General features: G+C 71.7%; 22 protein-coding genes and 1 pseudogene. 9 read left to right on the forward strand and 14 right to left on the reverse strand.

The features are described 5' to 3' along the window. Positions 1–14: 14 nt before the first annotated feature. Positions 15–164, reverse strand: coding sequence for a GPGG-motif small membrane protein (locus ACFMQL_RS35995; RefSeq protein WP_345405630.1), 150 nt, complete (start codon positions 162–164; stop codon positions 15–17). Positions 165–380: 216 nt separating this feature from the next. Here ACFMQL_RS35995 and ACFMQL_RS36000 point away from each other — a divergent pair, with 216 nt between their 5' ends. Then, positions 381–806 (forward strand): peptidase inhibitor family I36 protein, encoded by a 426-nt coding sequence (locus ACFMQL_RS36000; protein WP_364050346.1) that lies wholly within the window; start codon positions 381–383, stop codon positions 804–806. Positions 807–856: 50 nt separating this feature from the next. Here ACFMQL_RS36000 and ACFMQL_RS36005 read toward each other — a convergent pair whose 3' ends face one another. Both ACFMQL_RS36005 and ACFMQL_RS36010 read right to left on the reverse strand, forming a co-directional pair. Further along, positions 857–1,435: a dihydrofolate reductase family protein gene (locus ACFMQL_RS36005; RefSeq protein ID WP_364050343.1), complete on the reverse strand. Its 579-nt coding sequence runs from the start codon at positions 1,433–1,435 to the stop codon at positions 857–859. A gap of 157 nt (positions 1,436–1,592) precedes the next feature. Beyond that, a complete protein-coding gene (locus ACFMQL_RS36010) occupies positions 1,593–3,896 on the reverse strand; it encodes a polysaccharide lyase 8 family protein (protein ID WP_364050340.1) in 2,304 nt (767 codons plus the stop codon). 121 nt (positions 3,897–4,017) lie between these two features. Between ACFMQL_RS36010 and ACFMQL_RS36015 the strand changes: the two are divergent. From ACFMQL_RS36015 to ACFMQL_RS36030, 4 genes and pseudogenes are all read left to right on the forward strand, one after another. Beyond that, positions 4,018–4,161 (forward strand): annotated as a pseudogene (locus ACFMQL_RS36015) (hypothetical protein); the annotation flags it as partial. 97 nt (positions 4,162–4,258) lie between these two features. Beyond that, the gene (locus ACFMQL_RS36020; RefSeq protein WP_378790249.1) at positions 4,259–4,333 is read left to right on the forward strand and encodes a hypothetical protein; all 75 of its coding nucleotides are present in this window, start codon (positions 4,259–4,261) and stop codon (positions 4,331–4,333) included. Between the two features lie 248 nt (positions 4,334–4,581). After that, positions 4,582–5,211 carry an enolase C-terminal domain-like protein gene (locus ACFMQL_RS36025; protein WP_378789271.1) on the forward strand — a complete coding sequence of 210 codons (630 nt, stop codon included), beginning with the start codon at positions 4,582–4,584 and terminating at the stop codon, positions 5,209–5,211. An 86-nt stretch (positions 5,212–5,297) separates the two neighbouring features. Further along, positions 5,298–5,669 (forward strand): SDR family oxidoreductase, encoded by a 372-nt coding sequence (locus ACFMQL_RS36030; RefSeq protein WP_378790250.1) that lies wholly within the window; start codon positions 5,298–5,300, stop codon positions 5,667–5,669. Positions 5,670–5,677: 8 nt separating this feature from the next. Here ACFMQL_RS36030 and ACFMQL_RS36035 read toward each other — a convergent pair whose 3' ends face one another. Next, positions 5,678–6,058 (reverse strand): hypothetical protein, encoded by a 381-nt coding sequence (locus ACFMQL_RS36035; protein ID WP_364050334.1) that lies wholly within the window; start codon positions 6,056–6,058, stop codon positions 5,678–5,680. 440 nt (positions 6,059–6,498) lie between these two features. Between ACFMQL_RS36035 and ACFMQL_RS36040 the strand changes: the two genes are divergently transcribed. Beyond that, positions 6,499–9,909, forward strand: coding sequence for a CHAT domain-containing protein (locus ACFMQL_RS36040; protein ID WP_378789273.1), 3,411 nt, complete (start codon positions 6,499–6,501; stop codon positions 9,907–9,909). Further along, on the forward strand, positions 9,906–10,625 hold the full coding sequence (locus ACFMQL_RS36045) for a hypothetical protein (RefSeq protein WP_378789275.1): 720 nt from the start codon (positions 9,906–9,908) through the stop codon (positions 10,623–10,625). Before ACFMQL_RS36040 ends, ACFMQL_RS36045 begins: the two co-directional genes overlap by 4 nt. On the opposite strand, the gene ACFMQL_RS36050 is transcribed toward ACFMQL_RS36045, so the two are convergent. The 5 genes from ACFMQL_RS36050 to ACFMQL_RS36070 form a co-directional block, all read right to left on the reverse strand. After that, on the reverse strand, positions 10,597–12,036 hold the full coding sequence (locus ACFMQL_RS36050; protein ID WP_378789277.1) for an ATP-binding protein: 1,440 nt from the start codon (positions 12,034–12,036) through the stop codon (positions 10,597–10,599). The genes ACFMQL_RS36045 and ACFMQL_RS36050 overlap by 29 nt on opposite strands. Continuing rightward, positions 12,033–12,713, reverse strand: a complete 681-nt coding sequence (locus ACFMQL_RS36055; RefSeq protein ID WP_378789279.1) for a response regulator transcription factor — start codon at positions 12,711–12,713, stop codon at positions 12,033–12,035. The genes ACFMQL_RS36050 and ACFMQL_RS36055 overlap by 4 nt, the downstream gene beginning before the upstream one ends. Continuing rightward, a complete protein-coding gene (locus tag ACFMQL_RS36060) occupies positions 12,710–13,228 on the reverse strand; it encodes a hypothetical protein (RefSeq protein WP_378789281.1) in 519 nt (172 codons plus the stop codon). Before ACFMQL_RS36060 ends, ACFMQL_RS36055 begins: the two co-directional genes overlap by 4 nt. Before the next feature lie 11 nt (positions 13,229–13,239). Then, complete coding sequence (locus tag ACFMQL_RS36065) at positions 13,240–14,445, reverse strand: acyltransferase family protein (protein ID WP_378789282.1); 1,206 nt, start codon at positions 14,443–14,445, stop codon at positions 13,240–13,242. A gap of 197 nt (positions 14,446–14,642) precedes the next feature. Next, complete coding sequence (locus ACFMQL_RS36070; RefSeq protein WP_364050317.1) at positions 14,643–15,407, reverse strand: SGNH hydrolase domain-containing protein; 765 nt, start codon at positions 15,405–15,407, stop codon at positions 14,643–14,645. A gap of 122 nt (positions 15,408–15,529) precedes the next feature. Here ACFMQL_RS36070 and ACFMQL_RS36075 point away from each other — a divergent pair, with 122 nt between their 5' ends. Beyond that, on the forward strand, positions 15,530–16,504 hold the full coding sequence (locus ACFMQL_RS36075) for a threonine/serine dehydratase (protein WP_378789284.1): 975 nt from the start codon (positions 15,530–15,532) through the stop codon (positions 16,502–16,504). Between the two features lie 22 nt (positions 16,505–16,526). Here the strand turns inward: ACFMQL_RS36075 and ACFMQL_RS36080 are convergent, their stop codons facing one another. Next, entirely contained in the window at positions 16,527–17,204 is a 678-nt protein-coding gene (locus ACFMQL_RS36080; RefSeq protein WP_364050311.1) for a TetR/AcrR family transcriptional regulator, read from the reverse strand. Positions 17,205–17,347: 143 nt separating this feature from the next. Here ACFMQL_RS36080 and ACFMQL_RS36085 point away from each other — a divergent pair, with 143 nt between their 5' ends. After that, a complete protein-coding gene (locus ACFMQL_RS36085) occupies positions 17,348–18,211 on the forward strand; it encodes an NAD(P)H-binding protein (protein ID WP_378789287.1) in 864 nt (287 codons plus the stop codon). Positions 18,212–18,215: 4 nt separating this feature from the next. On the opposite strand, the gene ACFMQL_RS36090 is transcribed toward ACFMQL_RS36085, so the two are convergent. Genes ACFMQL_RS36090 through ACFMQL_RS36105 form a run of 4 tightly spaced genes read right to left on the reverse strand, consistent with a single transcriptional unit; the run spans position 18,216 to position 22,806 of the window. After that, complete coding sequence (locus tag ACFMQL_RS36090; RefSeq protein ID WP_378789289.1) at positions 18,216–19,709, reverse strand: hypothetical protein; 1,494 nt, start codon at positions 19,707–19,709, stop codon at positions 18,216–18,218. Next, complete coding sequence (locus ACFMQL_RS36095; protein WP_378789291.1) at positions 19,706–22,177, reverse strand: trypsin-like peptidase domain-containing protein; 2,472 nt, start codon at positions 22,175–22,177, stop codon at positions 19,706–19,708. The genes ACFMQL_RS36090 and ACFMQL_RS36095 overlap by 4 nt, the downstream gene beginning before the upstream one ends. Further along, the gene (locus tag ACFMQL_RS36100; RefSeq protein ID WP_378789293.1) at positions 22,178–22,450 is read right to left on the reverse strand and encodes a hypothetical protein; all 273 of its coding nucleotides are present in this window, start codon (positions 22,448–22,450) and stop codon (positions 22,178–22,180) included. It abuts the gene before it with no gap. After that, complete coding sequence (locus ACFMQL_RS36105; RefSeq protein WP_364050299.1) at positions 22,447–22,806, reverse strand: CU044_2847 family protein; 360 nt, start codon at positions 22,804–22,806, stop codon at positions 22,447–22,449. The genes ACFMQL_RS36100 and ACFMQL_RS36105 overlap by 4 nt, the downstream gene beginning before the upstream one ends. Positions 22,807–23,040: the final 234 nt, after the last annotated feature.

Here is a 23,040-nt window from a genome sequence, read left to right on the forward strand (position 1 = left end):
GGTCGTGCCGGGCGTCAGACGTTGAAGATGCTCACCCCGCCGGGGCCGACCAGCAGCCCGACCACGATGAGGACGATGCCCCACAGGATGTCGCGCCGCGCCAGAAGCACGTAGACACCGGCGACGACGAGGATGACGGCGAGAATCCAAAGAAGTGTAGCCATGGGACCGCGACTGCCCTCAGGCCCGCCCGGGAAACGGAATCGCCTGGCGCGCGTGGTAACGCTTCGATCACGGTCGAATGCCAAGGTGACCGCGTAGCCAGGTCGGCTTACCGCCATGAGCTGCGCGGTATCACCGTGTGTAACTTTTCAAACGCGAACGGTTACGAGAAGGTGGGATCGTCCGAACCGCAGCACTCCCATGGAGGTAACACCCCGATGCGCCGCATCACCACCACGGCCGCGCGCCTGCTGACCGGCCTCGCCGTCGCCGCCGCCGTCACGGCCACCACGCTCCCCGCCCAGGCCGCGCCCCGCCTGGCGCTGCCCAAAGGCGTCTTCCGGCTCGCCGACGGCCAGCCCTGCCCACGGGCGACCCTGTGCCTGTACCGGGACTACAACCGCAGCGGCCCCGCGTACGGCGTCCGCGCCGGCTCCGACGTCGACCTGTTCGACCTGCCGATGCCCGGCGGCGTCGGCGGCCCGACCGCGGCGAACAACGTCTCCTCCTGGGTCAACCGCACGGGCTCGACCGCCGTCCTGGTCGATCTCAGGCGACTGAGGATCAGGCTGCTGTTCCCTTGGCAATCGATCGAGGAGCCGCCCGGCGACAACGACACGGTGGACTTCCTGCGCTGGCGCTGAGCCGCCTTCGCGAGCCGCCGCCCGGGCACCGGCGGGCGGCGGCGCCCCCCTCACCGCACGCGGTAGCGCAGGTGGGCGGCGACGCCGCCGACCGGTGCGCCCAGGGGCTCCAGCTCGGCCCGCACGCCGCCGAACAGCGGCGTCCCCTCCCCCATCAGAATCGGCATGACGTGCAGGTGCACCTCGTCCAGCAGGCCCGCCGTGAGCAGGCTCCCGGCCAGGTTCGCGCCCAGCACCAGGACGTCCTTGCCGCCCGCGGCCTCCTTGGCGCGCCGCGCCGCCGCCTCCAGCCCGTCGAAGGAGAACCTGCCGCCGTTGTCGCCGGTGAAGTCCTCCTCGATCCGGTGGGTGACCACGAAGCCGGGGGTGTGCGGCCAGGGCGTGCCGCCCCACGGGCGCAGGCCCAGCTCGAACGTTCGGCGGCCGATGAGCGCGGCCCCGACCGAGGCGTTGACCGCGTCGCGTACCTCGATGTCGGCCCCCGTGCCGGTCACGGCGTCCGGCCCCTCCCCCGCCATCCAGTCGTGCAGCCGCTCGCCGCCGTCGCCCATCGGCTCGTCGGGCCGCACGTTCGGACCGGCCGAGAAACCGTCGAGGGAGATCGACACGTCCAGCACGATCTTGCTCATGGTGCACCTTCTTCCGCTCCGGCGGCGCCGCCTCCCGGCTCCGTCACCCGGTAGTCGGAGCCGTCCCGCCCTCTTCGACACGTCGGCTCGGCCTTTTCGGCGGGCATGGAGAAGAACCTTCTCGGCGGGCACGGAGAAGCACAGGGTCCCTGTGCGGTCAGACGTTCAGCACCGCCGTGCGCGCGTGACCGCGAGTGCCGGCGACCTCGACCTTGAGCGCGCCCTTCGACCTGCGCACGCCCCGGTCCGCCTTGACGACCGACTTGATCCGCCAGGGCAGCGTGAGCTTCAGGTCCTCGGCCGTCCGCGACGGATCGGCGACGGCCAGGCGCACCTGGAGCTGCTCGCGGCGCAGCACCACCGCGCACGGCCCGTCCACGCTCAGCGGCCCCTCGTCGGTCTCGACCGTGCCCGCCTTCCAGAAGACGGCGGCCACCATGCCGTCACGGTAGATGGCCTGCACGGTGCCGGAGTTGGCGAGGATCTGCACGCGCCCCTGGTAGGCGGCGGTCTGGTGGACGGACGCCTCGGGCAGCACGGCGTAGGCGTAGCGCGCCTTGCGCGGGTCCACGCCGTGGTCGAGCACGATCGTCGTGTAGTGGCGGGTGACGGGTGTGGTGTCGCCGCCGGTGGTGGCGCCCTTGTCGATGTCGCGCCAGCGGCCGGTGCGCTTCTCGCGCAGCACCTTCGGCTCGGCGCCGTCCAGCAGCGCGTACCCGGCGACGCCGTCCAGGTGCACCCAGCCGTCGCCCCGCGACAGCGGCGGGTGCGCGTTGTGGGTGTTGCGGTTCTCGACGATGGTCTCCACGCGGCGGCCGTCGGAGGCGGTGATACCGGTGCCGAGCGCGATCACGGCGTCGTCGAGCAGGAACCACGCCTTCTTCGCCCGCAGCGACGAGCCGTCGCCGATCAGCTTCATCGCGGCCAGGCCGTACTCGCCGTCCAGCGCCACCCCGCCCGCCCACGGGGTCGGCGGGCGGCGGCGGGTGCCGTGGCGCAGGTCGGCGCGCTTACGGCGATCGACGGTCGTGCCGGGCAGCCGGTACGGGTCGATCGTCGGCCACAGCTCGTCGCTCCAGTGGGTGAGGTCGGAGGTGTAGAGGTACGTCATGCCGTCGCCGGTGTACCAGCCGTGCAGGTTCTCCCTGTTCATGGCCTCGACGGAGCCGATCCGCTTCGAGCTCATGCTGATCGCGTACGCCCAGGTGGGGCGGCGGTGCACGACCCGGTCCATGTCGGCGAAGACGTACGTGCCGGTGATGCGCGGCCCGACCGGAACCGACGGGTCCCGTAAGAGGGCGTCCGCCCGCGCGACGCTGGCCAGCGGCGCGAGCGTGTGGTACGGCACCGCCTGGTTGCGGGTCAGCCAGCCCTTGACCATGGGCCGCCACCGCTTGGCGTGCTTGTCGGGGGCGGTGTCCAGCAGTGTCAGGATGGCCTCGATGGTCTTCTGGCCGGAGTGGTGGTCGCGGTGGCCCTGCACGGAGATCTGCCGGCCGCGTACGCAGTCCATCATCAGCCCGTCGAAGACGAACGGCACGAAGGAGCGGTCCACGAGGTCGTAGATCGCGTCGATGCCGCGGATCTCCCAGGGCGAGCGGGCGAGCATGGCGATCAGCCGGGCCACGCTCTCCAGGTAGTCGACGCCGTAGCTGCCGGTGTACGGGTAGATGTCGTGCTGGATGAAGGAGCCGTCGCGGTAGAAGCCGTCGCCCGGCCCCTTGGTGAGGCGCAGCAGGTCGGCGACCGCGTTCCTGGCCCGCCTGACCAGCCGGTCGTCGTGGGTGAGCAGGCCGCGCATGGCCACGGCCATCGCCTTGCCCGCCCGGTTGGCGCCGGTCTCGACGACGCCGGGGTGGCTGATGCGCCGCTCGGGGTCGGGGCACCAGCGGCGCAGCGGGCGCAGCCAGCGCCTGAGCCGGTCTTTGGGCAGGCCGTCGTAGAGCAGGGCGCAGGTGTCGGTGAGTGCGCGCGGCACGCCGATCTCCCACCAGTACCAGTTGCTGCCCCGCCGGTCGAGGTGTTCGTTGTAGGCGTGCTCGTACAGGAAGTCGAGCGCCTTGACGGCGGTCTCGGCCACCTTCGGGTCGCCGTGCAGGGAGGTGCCGGGGGTGGCCCAGCCGAGCGCGAGCGCGCGCATGCGGTTGTAGGAGCGGTTGAAGTTGCCGGTGTTCGGGTCGCGCAGCGGCAGGTCGGGCCAGAGGCTCGGGCGGCGCCGGTCGAACCTCATCTTGCGCAGCACCGCCTTCGCCGACCCCTCGACGGCTCTGGTCTTGTCGGCGTAGGCGGGGTCGTACTTCGCGCCGGCCAGCAGGCTCACCCACTGCCTGCGCGCCGTGTCGAACGCCGCAGCATCCACCGCCGCCTCCGTCCCCGCCTCGGCGGCTGCGCCCTCGAGGGCGAGGCCCGCCACGGCCGCGGCTCCGAGCAGAGCGGACCGGCGGCTGAGGGGGTAGGTCATAAGGGCCTTTCCGGACAGCTCCAGCAACGTAGCGATCATATGCCGTCGTCAGGGCGCCCGTTGCGGCGTCGCCCGCGCGCCCGCGGGGCGATCTCAGCACGGGCCGCCTCCTGTATCCTCGGTGCATGCCCGCCGATCCGCCAGCAGCGATGGGCAAGGACATCGCACAGTCCTACGGGGGCTGCTCACCGAGCGCATCGCGCGACAGCTGGAGCACGACATCCGCTCCGGCGAGATCGCGGTAGGGGCCAAGCTTCCGTCAGAGCGCGAGCTGGCCGCCCAGTTCGGCGCCGGCCGCAACGTCGTACGCGAGGTGCTGCGCCGGCACCGATCCGCACCGCATCGAGGACACCTGGCAGTCGCTGTACCGGGGCGCGTACTGGCGGCGCGGCCCGGTCACGATGGCGGCCATCGCCGCCGTGGACACCGCGCTGTGAGACATCAAGGCCAAGGTCGCCGGGCTGCCGCTGTACCAGCTGCTGGGCGGGGCGAGCAGGGAGCGGGTGCCGACGTACGGGCACGCCTCGGGCCGTGACCTGCCCGAGCTGTTCGACTCGATCAGGGCCCGGCTCGCGCAGGGCTACCAGGCGATCCGCGTGCAGACGGGCGTGCCGGGGCTCAAGCGCGTCTACGGCGTCCGCCATGCCGGGGCAGCGCCGGGGCAGCGTCCGAGGGCGCGCGGCCCGTGGTCGAGGACTGGGACACCGGCGCCTACCTGCGCAGCCTGCCCAAGGTGTTCGACGCCGTGCGCCAGGAGTTCGGGCCCGACCTGCCGCTGCTGCACGACGCCCACCACCGGCTCACCCCCATGCAGGCGGCCCGGCTGGGCAAGGACCTGGAGCCGTACGACCTGTTCTGGCTGGAGGACTGCACGCCCGCCGAGAACCAGGAGGGCCTGCGGCTCGTGCGCTCCCACACCACCACGCCGCCGGCCATCGGCGAGGTCTTCAACACCGTGCACGACTACCGGACGCTCATCGGCGAGCAGCTCATCGACTACGTGCGCTCGGCCGTCACGCACTTCGGCGGCGTGTCGCCGCTGAAGAAGCTCTTCGACTACGCCGCCCAGTACCCGATCAAGAGCGCCATCCACGGACCCGAGGACATCTCCCCCGTCGGCATGGCCGCCGCGATCCACCTGGACCTCGCGATCCACAACTTCGGCATCCAGGAGTACGCCGGCTACACCGAGCTGACCGAGGCCGTCTTCCCGCACGCCTACACTTTCACCGACGGCCGCCGCGCTGCGCGGCACCTGAGGGCGCGGCGCCTTCGACGCCCTGGTCAACAACGGGCCAGGCCCAGGCGGCGCTGATCGAGGACACCACCGAGGAGATGTTCGACCGGCTCACCCGGGTGCCGCTCAAAGGGCCGTTCTTCCTCACGTAACGGCTGCTGCCGCTGCTCGCCGACGGCGGCGCGATCGTCAACACCGGCAGCAGCTCGACCGCCGCCTACGGCGTGACGCCCGGGTACGCGACCTACGCCGCCATGAAGGGCGGCCTCAACGTGCTGACCGGCCACATGGGCAAGGAGTTCAGCGCGCGCGGCATCCGCGTGAACGCCGTCGCGCCCGGCCCGACCCGTACCCGGCTGGGCGGCGACGCCTTCGACCGCAACCCCGAGGCGATCCCGCCGCTCGCCGCCCGCACGGCCCTGGGCAAGATCGGCGACCCCGACGACGTCGCCGCGATGATCGCCGTCCTGGCCGGCGACGAGGACCGCTGGGTCACCGCGCAGATCCTTGAGGTGTCGGGCGGCTTCAACCGCTGACGCCGCCATCAGTAGATGCGGTACTTCCTGCCGCAGTTGTCGAATTTTCCGGCCCAGCAGGTGAAGGTGTACACCTTCTTGATCCCGCGGCCGCTCCAGGCGCCGGTGACCTTGCCGTCCCAGGCCTTGTTGAACTTCACCCAGCGGCCGTTCTGGTACACCTCGAACCAGACCCAGCCCTTCGTGCCGCCGCGCTTGTCCACGCCGTACCACTTCGTGAACACCTTGCCGCCGGACGTCCAGGTCTTGCCGAACGTGTACGCCTTGTGGTCGCTGGAGAAGACCTTGCCCCAGCTCGTCCCGGTGCTCGCCTGGGCGGGGGCGCTCATCGCGAGGCCGGTGACGGCCATCGAACCGGCGAGGGCGGCGATCGCCAGGGTCTTGCGCATGTCGGGTTCCTCCCCCTGTCATTCGGTGCGTTCCGCTTGATGACAGGGACGGTACGGGGCTGCGCGCCGGATGACTGTGGACGAATACGCACACCGCGTGTGACGGCCGCCACATCCACGTTCCTGCTGGTAGGGACCTGTTCTGTCGCCCGCCGTCAAGATGGCCGCCGCCGCGATGGGCCCGGTCGCATCGGGCGCGGCGGCCCCATGCGACCGGCATGCGGAATTCGTCGATCAGGGAGCGTCGAACGCCATGATCACCTAGGATGAATCTCTTCTCATCGAGAAGGCCGAGGGCGTATCGAAACACCGCAGTTCTCGACTGCTCCAGCACCCTTGGTGGCACGACTCCGCGATGATGTGGAATCGCCCGCCGCCGGCCGGGACATTCCGTTCATCGTGGCCGAACATGTCGGTTCGTCAATTATTCGAGAGGGCATGTGCGCACCTACGATGACGTCACGGCACTGGCGTTTCTGCTGCTGCTCGGCGATGAAAAGCCGATGGCGGGCCTGCTCGTAGCGAATTCGTATCAGAAACCGTCGAATGGATTATTACAGAAGGCACGGATCGATGGGCTGCCGGAGATGCGATCCGTCGAGCGGGCGATGGCCGGCGAGCGGGTCCTGCCGGGCTGGGGCGTCCTCCTGGAGTCGGGCACGCTCGGCGTCGTCGCCCCGCACCACCCAAGGTTCGTCGAGGACTGCGCCGTCGATCTGCCCGGTGGCTGGGCCGAGGCGGCCGGGGCGCGCGGCGCCGTCCTCCTCGCGGTGGTCCATCCCGGCGCGTGGGACACGGTGGTCGCCGATTTCGAGTCCGCCGCGCAGGACGGGTACGTGCTGGGTGGCCTGGTGGGGTTCGACCGGGTGGTTCACGAGCCCGTGGAGGGCCCGCCCACGCTGCGCATCTTCCACAGCCCGATGGACCACCTGCTGAGCCTGGCGCAGTTCGTCAACGACGGCGTCATGACGCTCGATGAGGCCATGCGCAGGGTGCGGGATGTCCAGGAGCTCTCCGAGACGACGCCGGAGCCGGCCTGGCCCTCTGATGGGGCGCAGCTCGACCTGCTGCTGCGCGCCGGGCCGACGCTGCCCGGCACCGAGGTCCGCGGAGCGTACGCCTACGCGCGGATGCTCACCGAGATCACGGAGGCGCAGGGAGGCACGTACTGGGAGCGGGCCGCGGACCTGACGGTCGAGCACGCGGTCCGGGCGCTCGGGGTCACCGGCGACATGCGCCTGTTCCGGGACGCCGATGCGGTGTCACGGCGGCGCATCGCGATGTATCGACGCGACGGGGAGACGGCGAAGCTCGGGTGGGCGCTGGTCAACGCGGCGCGCCTGCACCTGGCCATGCAGGTGCCGCTCGACCGGGCCGGGGACGCGTACGCCGAGGCGGAGCCAGGGATGATGTCCTGCAGGAAAGCCCGCCGGACCTGGCGCAGGCTCGAGCATTTCACTGAGGCCGCCGGCGAGGAGCTGGACGCGCTGGAGCACAAAGTGGCGGCGATTCCCCTGCTGGAAGAGGCCGCGTCACTGGCCGACGACGCCACCCGTGCACGTCTCCTGGTCTGCGAGGCGCGGATGGGAGCCCGGCCCCGGCCGGGCGACGCCTTCGCGGCGGCGATGGTCAAGGACGGGCCGGAGCCCGCCTGCCGGCTCGCCCTCCTGCGGCTGGTCACCCCGTCCACCGCCGCCAAGGCCGCGAGGATCGTCTTCGCCGAGCCACCGGACGTCTACGCCGGCAGCGAGGGTACCGGCCGGGCGCGCGACGTGGTCTCGCAAGGACTCCAGATCGCCCGCGACGCGCGCGATCGTGCGCTGCTCTCCCGGGTCCTCGCTTGGGCGGACCAGTTGGGCGAGGACGACGACACGGCGTACCTGCGGCAGGTGTGGGAAGCCAGGCTCCACCTCGGCGAGGGCGTGTCATGCTCGGCCGGGGAGAGGAAACTCGCGAAACTGGCGGATCGCTTCCGTGACGAACGGCGCCGCCCGCCGGAGGCGGACGTCCTGCACCTGGCGGCCCACATACGCGAGGCCGGCCTGGCCGACCTGGGGCAGCAGCTCCTGATCGACCACGGATCCATCTGGCGCCGGTCCGCTTCGGGCGTGCTGGCCGCCGCGGATCTGCACGCACTGGCGGCCACTTGCGAGTCGCCATCCGAACAGTGGCCTCACCCGCAGACCCATCACGCGTACGCCGCGGCGAGGTATTCGGAGGTGGGCCTCTTCGACCTGGCGGGCGCCCACCTGGCCCTGTTCCGGCGCTGGCTGCGGGAAGCCGACGACCAGGCGCTGCGGCATGCCGTCGCGGCGCTGATGCAGGCGGCGCCGAGCCTGTACGGCAGCCGTGACCGTGAGCTCGCCGCCACGATCCGCAACGTCGCGCACGCCCTGACGTGGCAGGTGACCCGGCATATCGAGCACATGCCGCTCACCTACCTCCTGTACGCCATGCATTGCGCCAAGGGGGCCGAATTCGCCCGCTGGTACGGCGCCCGTGACCCGCTGGAGAGCCTCCCGCGAGCGATCGCGCCGCTGCTCAGCCGGTGCCGCCAAGCCGAAGCCGAGGTGGATCCCAGGGAGCTGGCCTCGCCGCCCGCATCGACGGATCTGCTGACCCCGTTGGAGGACGACCCGCCCGAGTCCGGGGCCACGGAGGCGGAGATCGTCCGTAACCAGCGCCGGTTCACCGATCGCCTGATCGACATGGGCCTGCTGCACGAGGGGCGGAACGGGAAACCCCTCGACGTGATGGGGCACATCATCCCCCTCCTGCAACAGCGGAACCTGCTGGACGATCGCACGGTGTTGCTGGCCTGGTTCGTACCCGAGCCGGAGCTGATCCCTGGCGATGTCGTGCTGGTCGCGTTCACCCGCGACCACAACGCGGTGCGCGTCGTCGTCCCTGACGGATCCGCGGACGAGCAGGCGTCCGCACACAGACCGCTCACCGACGACGTCCGAAGGATACGCGCGGAGATCGTCGCCGATCCCCTGTTCGACGACCTCACGCCCGACGCTCGGCGCGAACTGGCCGACAACGTCCTTCTCACCGGCAGCGCGAGCGTGCTGGAGGCCTGCCGGCGGCAGGGCAAGGACCGGCTGATCCTCTGGCCGCACGGATCATTGCACTTCTTCCCGTTCCACCTGTGCTCGGTCGGCGGCCGTACCATCGCCGACGACTGGACGGTCACCTCCATCCCGAGTCTTTCCGCACTGGTGCCGCAGACCGCGCGCGTGCGACCCCGCCGTACGGCGGTGATCGCTTCCGCGCTGGGCGGAACCCCTTTCGGGCTGACCGCGGAGGACCTGCTGGAGGAGCACGCCTGCGAGGTCGCCGCCACGGCCGGCGTGCCGGCGATCGTCGGCCCCGAGGCGACCCGGCACCGGCTGCTGCGCGAGCTCGCCGACGCCGACGTCATCCACATCGCCGCGCACGGCACCTCCGACCCCGCCGCGCCGTGGTTCCACTGCCTGTACTTAAGCCCGGATCAGGACGACGACGGCCGGGTGTTCGCCCATGACCTGCTTTCGGTGGACCTGCGCGGCGTCCGGCTGGTGACGCTCGCCGCGTGCGACTCCGCGCTCGGCCGGTTCGACCTGGGCGACAACCTACGCGGCATCCCCGGAGCGCTGCTCGCCTCCGGCGCCGAGGCCATCGTCGGCTGCCTGTGGCCGGTACGTCCCGAGCCCGCGACGGCCTTCTTCGCGGACCTGCACCGCCGGCTCGGCAGCGCGAGCGTCGTCGACGCATTCCGCGGAGCTCAGCTCGCCACCCGTGCCGCTTATCCCCAATACCGTGACTGGGGGGCGTTCTCCCTCATCCAGGCCAGGATCACGACATCATGAACCTCACCACGCACCCCATCGATCTCCAGCCAGAACGCACCCTGGGCACCCCTCCGGACCTCGATGCGCTGCACGGCAGGCTCTCGTTCGGCTGGGACTGCCTGCCCGTGAGCGAGGGGATCGCGCCCGCCGAGTGGGTCGCGTACGCGGCGGCCGCGCCGGACCGCGAGCTCCGTCACCTCGTGCTGGTCTGCTCGTTCCATCCGGAGAGCCCGGACGCGCGCGGCGAGTTCGTGCGGGCCTCCCTCGGCCTGTCGCTGCGCACGCTCGCCGCCGACGGCCCGCCACCGAACGGCTCAGGTCCGCAGCACGACGATCCCCGTCCGATCGCGCGCGCGATCGAACCGGGCGAGCGGACCGTTCCCGGCGCCGCCGCCCAGTCCAAGATCACGCTGGAGGTCAAGGCGGGGCTGATGAACATCCAGGCGGAACGTCAGTCGCCCGATCCCGCCCCGGCTCACCACGAGTGGATCGTCCGGGGACACGGCGCCGGACAGCCTAAGCCCATGTGGCAATTCCGCCGAGTCCGCAAATATCCCTTGGTCGGCGATCACCACGTGGCGGCTCTCGTCCAGACGGTGCCCGGCCGCGTCAACCTCGCCGACGTCCTGCTCGCCGCGGAGGTGGAACACCATACCTTCGGCATCCGCCGCTACCGTGCCAGGCTCACCCCGGCGCTGTCCACCATCACCGTGTCGGACCCGCAGGCAGGGTGAGTGTCATGACCGTGCCTCTTCCAGGGGCCGGGGCGGCGGTGAGTGCGCCGCCGTGGAGGCGGGCGTTCTCGGCGGCGATGGCCAGGCCGAGGCCGCTGCCCTCGCTGCGAGTGCGCGCGGAGTCGCCCTTGGTGAAGCGGTCGAAGACGTGCGGCAGCAGGTCTGCCGGGATGCCGGGACCGTCGTCGGCGACGATGACGGCCACCCGTTCGGGGTCCGCCTCGACGCGCACGCTCACCGACACGTCCGGGCCTCCGTGGCGCAGCGCGTTGCCGATCAGGTTGGCGAGGATGACGTCCACGCGGCGCGGGTCGAGCCGGACGCGCAGGCCGGTCGGCAGGTCGGTGCGGACGCGGCCGTCCCAGTGGCGCAGCGCCAGCGTCTTGCCGATCAGCTCGCCGAGGTCCACGTCGTCGAGGTGCAGCACGGCCGCACCCGCGTCGAAGCGGGACACCTCGATGAGGTCCTCGATCAGGCGGGTGAGCTTGCGGGTCTCGTCGGAGACCAGAGCCAGCGCCTCGGCGGTGACCGGCGGCAGCCGTCCCGAGGCGGCGTCGGCGTCGAGCACGCCGGTCACGGCCGACATGGCCGCGAGCGGCGTGCGCAGTTCGTGGGAGACGTCGGCGGCGAAGCGGCGGGCCCGCTCCTCCATGGTGCGCAGCGTCTCCGCGTCGGCCTGGAGGGTTGCCGCCATGGAGTTGAACGCGCGGCCCAGGCCGGCCAGCTCGTCGTCGCCGGTGACGGTGACGCGCGTGTCGAGGCCGCCGGCCGCCATCCGTTCCGTCGCGGTGCGCAGGCGGCGCACCGGGCGCAGCAACCTGCGGGCGGCGAGCAGCGCGGGGATGATCGAGGCCAGCGCGACCGGCAGGGCCCCGGCGCGCGCGGCGGCGGCCAGGTCATCGACGTCCTGCTGCTGGGAGGCCAGCGACATGGAGGCGTAGACGGTGAGCGGGGGCGGGTCGTGCGGGCGTCCTGCGGCGGTGACCGGGACGGCCACCGCCAGCCATGGCGTCTCGCCCTGGTGGAAGCGCTGGGCGAGCGCGGTCGTCGCCGTCGCTCCTTGGGCGCGCAGCGGGGCGGGCAGCGGCGGCGCCTGCGGGTTCGCGGCGACGAGCGCCCCGCCCCGGTACGACAGCGCCGTACGCCACCCGCGCGCCCCCGCGGCCCGGTCGAGCTGCACCGCCAGCGCCCGCAGATCCGCCGCCTCGGGGTCGGCGGGCAGGTCGGGGACCCGGGCGGCGAGGTGGCCGCGCAGCTCCTGGAGCAGGTCGGCCTCGGCGCGTTCGGCGATGGCGTCGCGGCCCTGCCGATACGTGACGGCGGCGGCGGTGACCGCACTCAGCGCCGAGACCAGCAGGAACGCCAGCACGAGCTGCGCGCGCAGGCCACGGGCGAGACGCGGGCGGATCACAACGGCCCGAACCGGTAGCCGAACCCGCGTACGGTCTGGATGTAGCGGGGGTTGCGCGAGTCGTCCTCGATCTTGGCGCGCAGCCGCATGACGCACGCGTCCACCAGCCGGTAGTCACCGTGGAACGCGTGCTCCCACACCTGTTCGAGCAGCTGCTGGCGGCTGAAGGTCCGCTCGGGCGCGGCCGACAGGAACAGCAGCAGCTTCAGCTCCGTCGGGGCCAGCGCCACCTCCTCGCCGCGCTTGAGCACCCGCAGCGCGACCCGGTCGATGAGCAGGTCGCCGTACGTTGAGCGGGCGTTACCGGTCGCCGCCTGCGTGGTGCGTCGCAGCACCGCCCGCATCCTCGCCTCGATCACCTCCGTGCTGGCCGGTTTGATCACGTAGTCGTCGGCGCCGGCCTCCAGGCCGACCACCACGTCCACGTCGTCGTCGCGGGCCGACAGGATCACGATCGGCACCTGGCTGAACGCGCGGATGCGGCGGCACGTCTCCAGCCCGCTCATACCGGGCAGCATGAGGTCGAGCAGCACGATGTCGGGCGCGCTCGCCACCAGCTCCGCCAGCCCGTCTTCGCCGGTGGCGACCAGCAGCGTCTCGTGCCCCTGATGGCGCAGGCCGAGGCCCACGCCGCGGCGCACGGCCGGGTCGTCCTCGATCACCAGAACGCGGGTCACGACGTCCCCTCTCCGCCGGCCGGGACCGCCGTGCCGTGGTCGTCGCAGCGGACCTCCCACGCGCGGTCCCCCATGCCCGGCTCGTACACCTCCACGACCGGACCGCCGCCTCCGGCGGCCGTGCAGACGAGCTGGCTCACCGCGAGGTGCGGCAGGTCGCGCACCAGCCAGGGCAGCCGCAGCTCGACCCGCCCGCCGGACGTCCGCGCCCGGACCTGCTCCTTCGTCGCGGGCACCCGCGTGGCAAGGCCGCGGGCGCGCTCGTCGGCGGTGGGCCCGGCGAGCAGCGCGTCCACCGCCTCCTGCACGCCGTCGCCGGCCTCGACGGGCCGCGACACCGGCCAGGTGCCCTCGGGCGTGACGAAATAGACGCGCAGCAGCCGCCCGCTCTCCCCGGTCAGGCCGCCCTGGACCGGCTCGCCCACCGGGCGTACGCCGGTGCCGGTGATGCCGCAGCCGGCCGCGAGCGCCGCCACCGCCGCGACGGCCGCCAGGCGGCCGGGCATGCGCGGCATGTGTTCCCCTTTCACTCTTCGAGCCTGCTCACATCGACGGTCCCCGCGCCGGGCCGCGGCTGCGGGATCGCCGCCCACGCCGCCGCCGCGACCGTGACGGCTGCGGCCAGCGCCGCCCATCCGCGGCGGCCGGTGGTCCAGCGGGCGCGGTGGCGTACCGGATCCTCGACGAGGGCCTTCGACACTACTGCAGCCGCCAGCGACAGCCCGGCGGCGACCGCCGTCCAGGCCCAGCCGTCCAGCCCGCCGTGGCGGGGCAGCAGCAGGTAGATCGGCCAATGCCACACGTACAGGCTGTACGACACCTCGCCGATCCTGCGCGGCACCGCGCTGCCCAGGACCAGCCCTGCGCGGCCCTCCGGTGCTCCGGCCAGCAGCGCGATCAGCGCGGCGCAGGCCAGCGAGTGGGCGAACATGCCGCCCTGGAACAGGCCCGGCGCCTCCTCCCCCGCCGTCACCGCCCACGCGACGGCCGGCCCGCCCAGCAGCAACGCGCATGTCAGGTCCACGGCCGTGCGCGGCAGGCGGGCCACGGCCTCGCGGACGGGCATGGTCGCGGCCGCCGCCCCCAGCAGCACGGAGAAGGCGCGGGTGTCGGTGCCCTCGTACGCGCGCGTAGTGTCCACCGCCGCCCCCAGCCTGACCATCAGCAGGAGCGACACGACCGCACCCGTGAGCGCCACCACCGCCACCCGCCACCGTTTCCCGCCGAGCAGCGCGACGATGAGCGGCCAGGCCAGGTAGAACTGCCACTCGACCGCGATGCTCCACAGGTGCGCGAACGGGCGGGTGTCCGAGGCGTTCCAGTAGCCGATGCGCTCGGCGATGTAGTGCCAGTTCACCGCCTGGGCGAGCACCCACGGCGTGTCCTGCTGCGCCGTCCTGAGCAGGTCGGTCCTGCCCGCCGCCCAGGCCAGCGGCGGAGTCATCACGATGAGGACGGCCAGCGCGGGCAGCAACCTGCGGGCCCTCCGCTTCCAGAACGCCGCCAGGTTGAGACGTCTCTTTTCCTGCAGCAGCAGGCCCGTGATGAGGAACCCGGACAGCACGAAGAACAGATCGACCCCGAGGAACCCGCCGCTCAGGTGGCCCGCGTGGAACAGCAGCACCCCGATGACCGCGATTCCGCGCAACCCGTCCAGCGCCGCGATGTGGGCCCGGCGAGGGGCGGGCTGCGCGCCGGACGGAGCCGCGCGCCCGCCCTCGGAAGCGCCCACCGCAGCGGGCGCGCAGCCGGCGGCAGAGCCGTCCGGGCGCTTACCGCCGGAGGCGGACGCGATGGGGCGTTCTACGCCGGCAGCGGAGACGGGGCGGTCGTGGCCGGAACCGCTGCCGCCCTCGACCCGCATAAGACGGCCCGGACGTCGCAGTCCGGCCCGCGTCAGACGCCCTGGAAGTCGTCGTCCGGCGCGCATCAGGAGCAGCCGAGCTTGCTGAACCGCTCATCGTCCGTCCACGGGCCGGTGGCCCACGCGGCGGGAGGGGCCGGGGTGAAGCCGGCCAGCTCGCCCAGCCGCTTGGCGAACCACGTGGCGAAGGCCGCCGAGCCCTGCTGGCAGGAGTGAATGCCGTCCTTGCTGCGCTGGGCCTTGTCCGCGGCGTAGTCGGTGCCCCACAGCTCAGAGGCGTCCAGGAAGCGGGCGCCCGGACCCGCCGCGGCCTGGGCTGCCATGGCGGGCGCGGACTTGATGGCGGCGGCGTACGGCCGGTAGAAGTCGTCGATCTTGAACGGCGGCGCGGAGACCAGCACCAGCCGGGCCCCGGCGTCCTCGGCCGTCTCGGCGAGCTTGCGGTAGGCGGCGAGCTGCTGGCGGGCGGTGCCCCAGTCGTACGTGGTGATCTGGTAGGCGATCACCGTCGGGCGGAAGGACGCGATGCGCTCCTTGAGCGCCTTCCACGCCTCGGCGGCCGCCTTGGTGGTGACCGGGTGGTCGCCGGGGACGAGGTTGCCGCCGCCGTCGGAGGTGGCGTTCTCGACCGTCACGCCTGCGGCCTCCAGCGCCGCCTGCACGGCAGGGGCCTCTGCCCCGGCGATCGAGTCGCCCGTCCAGAGCACGCGCACACCGGGCCGGTCGTCAGCGGAGGAGGAGGCGCCGCAGCCCCCGAGCGCGGCGCCGGCCACCACGGCGAGGACCAGGGCGCCGATCGGGCGTGACAGGGGGTGGGGAATGAGTCGCATGCCCCTCAGGCAAGCAGGCCGATCGGCGGGTGGGCCGCGTTGTCACCGTTCCATCACACAACGCGTGATTCGCCGTCACGAACGCCGCCGTACGGGGCCGTTCCGTGACAGGCTTCGCGACCATGAGCGGTCTCGATCATGTCCGGCTCCGGCTCGACCGCATTCGCGCCGCAGCCGCCGCCATCGATCCGGTGTTCCTGGACACGCCGGCCATGCCGTGCCCGTCTCCGGGCCGGGCGCTCGGCTCCTCGATCACGCTGGAGGTCGAGACGCTCAATCCGGTACGCAGCTTCAAGGGACGCGGCACCGAGACCGTCGCCGCCGAGGCCGCCGCGCGGGGCGCGTCCCGCATGGTGTGCGCGAGCGCCGGCAACCTCGGCCAGGCGCTGGCCTACAGCGGCGCGCGCCGGGGCATCGACGTCACCGTGGTGGCCGCCACCACCGCGAACCCGCTCAAACTCGCCCAGATCACCGCACTCGGCGCCGACCTCCGGCTCCATGGCCAGGACATCGAGGACGCCCGCCTGCTGGCCCGCGAGCTCTCCGAGGCCGAGGGCGCGTACCACGTGGAGGACAGCCTCGACCTGGCCACCTGCGAGGGAGCCGCGACGATCGGCCCCGAACTCGTCCGCGACGACCCGGACCTCGACGTCGTGCTCGTCGCTCTGGGCGGCGGCGCGCTGGCCGGCGGCGTCGGCTCCGCCGTACACGCGCTCGCCCCGGGCGCGGAGGTGATCGGCATCCAGCCGACCGGCGCGCCCGCGATGGCCCTGTCGTGGCAGCGCCGTACCGTCGTCGAGACCGACCGCATCGACACGATCGCCGACGGCGTCGCCGGCCGCTGCCCGATCCCGGAGGTCCTGGACGATCTGCTCGTGGTCATGGACGACGTGCTGCTCGTCGGCGAGGACGCGATCAAGGCCGGCATGCGGGCCGTGTACGAGCATGCCGGCCTGGTCACCGAACCCTCGGCCGCCCTCGGCATCGCCGCCGTCATGGAACACCCCGCCCGCTTCACCGGCCGCCGCGTCACCACCGTCCTGTGCGGCAGCAACGTCCTCCCGACCGACTTCGCCCGCTGGGTCCTGGAACCGTGAGCGACCACCCTCCGCTGACGGTTCAGCGCCGGAGCCACTCGTCGAGGAGGGCGGCCTCGGCTCTGGTGAGGGTGGGCAGGCTGGGGAGCAGGGTGCGGAAGGCGGCGATCACGGCTGCGGGGTCCTCGGCGGGGGCGGTGTCGTCGGTGAGTATGGCGCGGGCGACCGCGTCGAAGGCGGCGTCGGCCAGGCGCGGGTCCTTCTGGTCCGGCGGCAGCGTCAGCAGCGTGTGGACGGTGCCGATGCCGGCCGCGTGGATGAGGTTGACCGCGCGTTCCTCGCTCACCTTGAGCCTGCCGGCGACGGCGATCCTGTGCACCAGCTCGGCCAGCATGCGCAGGCCCTCGGCCTGGGCCGGGGTGTCGCGCGGGCGGGCGAGCAGCAGGCTGAAGACGTGGGGGTGGTCGAGGCCGAAGCCGATCTGGGTGTCCCAGCCGGCGCGCAGGTCGGCCACCGGGTCGCCGGTGGGCGCGGTGGCTCGTTTGCGCGCCACGTGCTCGGCGAAGACGTGCTCGACGGCGGCGTCCAGCAGGGCGTCCTTGTCGGGGAAGAAGCGGTAGAGGGCCGGGGGCTGCAATCCGGCTTCCTGGGCGACGCGGCGGGTGGTGACCGCGGCGGGCCCTTGCTCGGTCAGCAGGCGGGCCGCGGTCGTCACGATGCGCTCGCGGGTGAGGTCACGCCGCTGTTGGATCTGCGCCATGTGAACGATGGTACTCCCAGCGCCATCGCGTTGAGAGCAAGCCTTCAGCCGGTTTCGATAACAACGGCAGTAACAACGTTAGTATCAGTGCTAACGTTAGAGGCGTTCCACCTAGACCATCCCGTGCAGACTGGAGCCAACCCATGCTGATCGTCACCGGAGCCACCGGCCGTCTCGGCTCGCTGATCCTCGACCGCCTGCTTGAGCGCGTGCCCGCCGAAAAGGTCGGGATCAGCGTCCGCGACGTGACCAAGGCCGCCGCCCTCGCCGAGCGCGGCGTACGCGTACGGGCCGGAGACTTCACCGAGCCGGACACGCTCAAGCTCGCCTTCGAGGGCGCCGAGCGGGTCCTGGTCATCTCCGCCTCCATCCGGGGAGAGGCCGCCACGGCCGCCAACATCGCCGCGATCGACGCGGCCCGCGCAGCGGGCGCGCGGCGGGTCCTCTACACCAGCCACCAGGCCGCCTCCCCGGCCTCGCTCTTCGCGCCGCAGCCCGTGCACGCGGCCACCGAGGAGCACCTGCGGCGGCTCGGCATCCCCTACACCGCCCTGCGCAACGGCTTCTACGCCTCCACGCTGGAACTCTTCCTCGAGGCGGCCATCGAGACCGGCAGGCTGGCCGCGCCGCTGGACGGCCCGGTGTCCTGGACCTCCCACGAGGACCTGGCGGAGGCCGCCGTCCTCGCGCTGACCGAAGACGGCGTGTTCGACGGCGTCACGCCGCCGCTGACCGCTCCCCGCACGCTCGACTTCGCCGGCGTCGCCGCCATCCTCAGCCGCATCACCGGCAGGACCATCGAGCGGGTCGTCATGGAGGATGAGGAGTGGGTGGCGGCGATGGTCGCCGACGGCATGCCCAGACCGGCCGCCGCGTTCCTGTTGACCATGTTCCTGGCATCGCGTAAGGGGGAGTTCGACGTCACCAGCCCGGCACTGGAGTCCGCGCTCGGACGTCCTGCGAGGTCCGTGGAGGAGGTGCTGGAGGCCGCCGTACGCTCACGCTGAGCGGTCAGGCGGATGGGCAGACGGTTTCCGGTACGTCTCGAGGCAGGCCGCGCCGCTCCTCGGCGTCAAGGTCACGTCCGAGGATGGCGCAGAGCCGCGAGGCCCACAGCTCCGGATCGACCCGGAGCACATCGGCGAACTCGCCGCGATCACGCAGCAACGTTCTGCCTTCGTCGGCCGCCGCCATGAACTTCTGCTGGCCAGAAAAGGAGTAGGCCTCCACGTTCACCTCGCCCGAGCCGGTCAAGCGCAAGAAGTGGACGAAACGTCCAAACGTCAGAAAGAAGCCGGGGTTGCCGTCACCGTCCTCCTCCATCCTCCCCACCTGGGAACTTTCGGGCGCCAGGGGTCCGAGCCCGCCGTAGATTTTCCGAGGGTTCTGGCGATCGGCCACCGCCCACAGCTCGATCACCGAACCGCGCGTCAGCACCATGGCATAGCGCCCGCTAGGCTCCACCATCGCGGTGACCATGTCGTCTCCCAGCCGTATGCGCAGGTTCGGCTCCTCCTTACCGGTCGCCAGACTCACTGCGTGCAGGCTGTGGCTGGTCCTGTGCGCAACCTGTATATACCCGGGCTTGAAGTGCCGCAGTACCTGGAAGTCATTGAGCGCCAGCCCGCCTGCGAACACGCCACGCAGGTCGATAGGTTCGGATATGCGCCGACCGTCGCGAGCGTTCCAATGCTCGACCACGGTGCCGGAGACCGTCACGATCTCGTCGTCAGACAGGAAGACGAGGTTCACCTCTGGCTGGCTCCCCGTCGAGTCGCGTGAAGGTAGGCGAGCAGTGAACGTGCTCACCTCGCGCAGGTCAGGCAGGGTGTAGACGGTGATCTTGTTCGAGCCGGACACGTCGGCCACCAGCGTCTGGCTCCGGTTGGTGGCGAGTAGGTGGTTCGCGTCGGAGGGCACGGGAGGGATGGGCGCCGAACCGAGCGTTCTCCCCTTGCCTTCGACCTCCGCGACGACCAGACGGTCCGCGATCTTCCCGCCTCTCTTCCCCGTCCGGAACACAGCTGCTTGACCGCCTCTGAGGAGCACCGGCGGGTTGAACGCGCCAAGCCCGGCATCGCCGTGCAACCGCCACCCTCTCACGTCGGCTTGGCCGCGCTGGACCACGACGGGCTCCTCGGGCGTGCCGAGGAGCGGCCCTATCTTACCGATGGAGGTAATGTCTGGCCCGGTGAATCGTTGTGGCGGCGTGCTCGCTCTATCGCCGACGATCACCCAGGTGCCGCTCCCCTCGTTGACGGCGATGCGATCACCGGTCGCCGACATGGCAGGGTCGTGGCACACGCTGTACCTGGCGGTAGAAACGTAGCGGGTCAGCTCCCGGCCATCCGCGACGCGGAAGACCCGATAGACGGCTTTTTCGGCTGGTTTCCTGCACACGACCGCGACGCTGCCGTCCGCCGAGATGTCGACCCTCGGCGACAGCAACGCGTGCACGTCACGTTCAAACTTCCACACGGCTCCGGTGCGCAGATCGATCCTCACCAAGGCTCATCATCAGTCAGCAGCGTGCCCACTAACGTGTGCTCGTCGGGACCGAACCAGACCTGCCGCAGCTTCGGCAGCCGTTTCGGCGGGTTCTGGAGCCGCCGCGTCACTAAGTCCCACACCCGCACCTGGCCTCCGAAGGCCGCCGTCGCGATCCGCCGTGCGCCCGGCGAGAAGGAGACGACGTTGTGGCCGCCGTCCCGTCCTCCGAGGGTGAACTTCCGCAGCGCGGCGCCGGGCAGCCGCTGCGCCGGTCCTAGGACGATGTCGCGCTCGGTGTAGCGCACGTCGTGCCAGTACATCGAGTCGCTACCGTCTAGCGTGTACGCGATGCGCCGGGCATCCCCGCTGATCAGCGGGAAAGTCGCGTTTCCTGGGAGCCCGAGGTGCTTTCGCAGCACCTTCCCACCGGCCTGCCGATGGAACATCGTCCCCCGACCGCCCTTGGAAACGCCGAACAGCGCGGAGCCGTCGGCGCTCATCGCCATGTTCATGATTTCGCCCTGGAAACCGGAGAGCATCCAGGCCGCGTCGTTCAACGCTTCGTATCGCTGCAACAGGGCGTTCACCGCCTCCTGAGTGGGAGCGACCCGATAGGCGGCGACGGCCGCCAGGGCTGCCAGCCCCGGATCGCTCTCCAGCAAGCCCTCGATGGAACTCGCCAGTATGCGAGAGGTGTTCTCCTTCTCCCGCTCCGCGGTGGCCTGGCTCTGAGTAACACCGAAGGTGGCCAGGCCCGCGATCAGCGCGACCGCAGCCGCCACTGCGGTCCGCAGGAGACGACCGCGCCGCTTATCCGCCCGATCCCGTTTTTGTGACATGGCGATGAAGCGCCGCTGCTCCTCCGTCAGATCCCCTTCGCGCCCGGCCGACCACTGCTCGACCGCCGCGAGCTGCGCACCGGTGAGCAGCGGGCCGCCGCGCTCGTGCCGCCGCAGGTCCTGCTCCAGCTCCGCCTGCCCGGCCAGGAAGCGCCGGTCCTTCTCCACCTGGTCGCGCAGGGCGGGCCAGGCGGTGATCAGGGCCTCGTGGGCGAGTTCGGCGCTCTCCTGCTCGCCCTCGCCGCCGTGCAGCACCAGCAGCCGCGCTTCGGCCAGCTCGGTCGCTATCCGCCACTGCTGGTCGTCCACCTCGTCACGGGTGAGCCTGCGGCGGAGCAGGATGCCGCCGTCGGGCAGCATCCGTACGAGCCTGGTGAGCAGCCGGCGCGCCGCCCTCTCGCGTTCCTGGCGGCCGGCGAAGAGACGCTTCCACGTTTCGTCCGCGTGTTGCTCCAGCGCGCCGGAGACCCGGCCGAGCTCTTCGTACGCCGCGTTGCGCAAGTGGCCGCCGTCCTGGCGTTCCCATAGCTGCTCGAGCACGAACCCCAAAAGCGGCAGGATGCCCGGCTCGTCACCGGCGTCGTCCAGCATGCGGCGGACCAGACCCGGCTCGTACGACACCGCAGGGAGCCGCTCCACCGGCTTGGTGATCACCTCTTCGAGCTGACCCGCTGTCATGGGGGCGAGCGGCACCGTACGTCCGCCGAGCAGCGCCGGGCCCAGCTTGGGGTGGCGCAGCACCGCGTCCACCAGGTCGGAGCGGAGTGTGACGAGCACCCGCACGCCGCTCAAGCGCGTGAACAGCACGTCGACCAGTTCGTCGATCTCGGCGGGGGTGCGGTTGAGCAGCGCCTCGGCCTGGTCGAGGACGATGACGAGGTCGCCGGTCGCGTCCCGGCGGACGCGGTGCAGGGTGTCGCCGAGCCCGTGGTCCCGCAGCCAGCTTTCGATCTTGTCCACGCCGTACGAGCGGCCACATGCCTCGTGCAGCTCGGTGGCCAGCACGAACCTTATCGAGGAGATGTCCCCGGCGTTGAAGACCAGCGCCTCGTGCCCGTCCGCCCGGATGCGAGGCACCACGCCCGCCCGAGCCAGCGAGGATTTGCCGCAGCCCGACGGGCCGTAGACGGTCACCGTGCGGGAGGCGTACAGGGCGGCGACGACGGCGGTGATGTCGTCCTCGCGGCCGAAGAACACCTCAGCGTCGCCCTCCTGGTACGGCTTCAGCCCCCGGAAGGGCGAGCGCGGGCGGATGACCGGGCCGAGCGCGGGGATCTCGCGCACGATGGTCCTGGTACGCAGCGCGTACGCCTGCTGCGCCTCCCCCACCGGCTGCGCGGCCACCACGAGCCCGACCACCGCGTTGAGGGTGTCGTCCCAGACGGGGCTGCCGCTGAAGCCGGGCCGGACGTGCGCGGTCTGCCCGTCGGCCCTGGACAGCTCGATCCAGCCCTCACCGGTGGGGCCGCCGAGCCTGCCCTCGAACCAGGTGCCGCCGGGCGCGTCGCGCGGGAAGCCCACCACGCGTGCGCGCCCGCCGCGTACGCCGTCGGCCTCGGCCATCGGCAGCGGGCGGGCCCCGGGGATGGGCTCCCGCAGGCGGAGCACGGCGAGGTCGCCGGTCCGTTCGGCTCTGACCGGCACTCAGGTCTCGACCGAGGCAGGCCATCCGGTGCGGGGGCCGCCGTCCGGCGGGGGCTCGGCGAGCGGCAGCTCCACCCTGACCGGCGTGCCCGCCGCAACCTTGTCGTCGCGGGGCCGGCCCAGCGCGTCCGACACCACGTGGGCGCAGGTCAGCACCAGGTCGGGGGCGATGAGGAAGCCCGCTCCTCCCAAGGAGGCGGCTCTGACCTGGACGATGCCCGCGGCCAAGGTGTCGTACAGGCTGCCCGACCACGCCCGCGCCGTCTCCGTCACCGCTCGGACGCCTCCGGCCGCTCGGGGCGCTTCCACGTCAGGCTCACCGAGAAGTTCGCCTCGCTTGCGGTGCTCGCGATGACCACGTCCGCCTCGGCCGACAACGACACCCCGAATTCCAGCACCATCTCGTCCGGCGCGTTCTCAAGCTCTTTGAAGCGTGTGACGAAGCTTTCGGCGACGGGACGTACAGTGTCCAGCATGCGGCCGAGCGAGCGCCCCGCCCGCGTCACGGCGCCGTCGCCCCGGCCCACCCGCACGAGCCCCTCGTCCACTTCCCTGATCTGGACGCGCACCACGTCGCCGCCGTCGTCGCTCACCGGGACCTCCACCGTGTGCACGGGACGAACACTCACGGCATCCTCCAGACGTTCGCACGGCCGGCCCGGGTGAACGGCACGGCCACAGCTTCTTCACATGGCAGGTCGACTGCGAAACGCGCCGGCTGTATCGGCGAGCAAACGGGCGATTATCCGCAGGTAATCGCTGGAGTTTACCGATCGGCACCCCCGCGCCGCAGGCGATTCGACCGCCGGGAATGTACGACGCAATTGTGCACGCGCCGTCGCCATATAAGAGCCCGCCCGAAT

It is taken from the genome of Nonomuraea fastidiosa, from assembly GCF_042751225.1.
Taxonomy (GTDB): Bacteria; Actinomycetota; Actinomycetes; order Streptosporangiales; family Streptosporangiaceae; genus Nonomuraea; species Nonomuraea fastidiosa.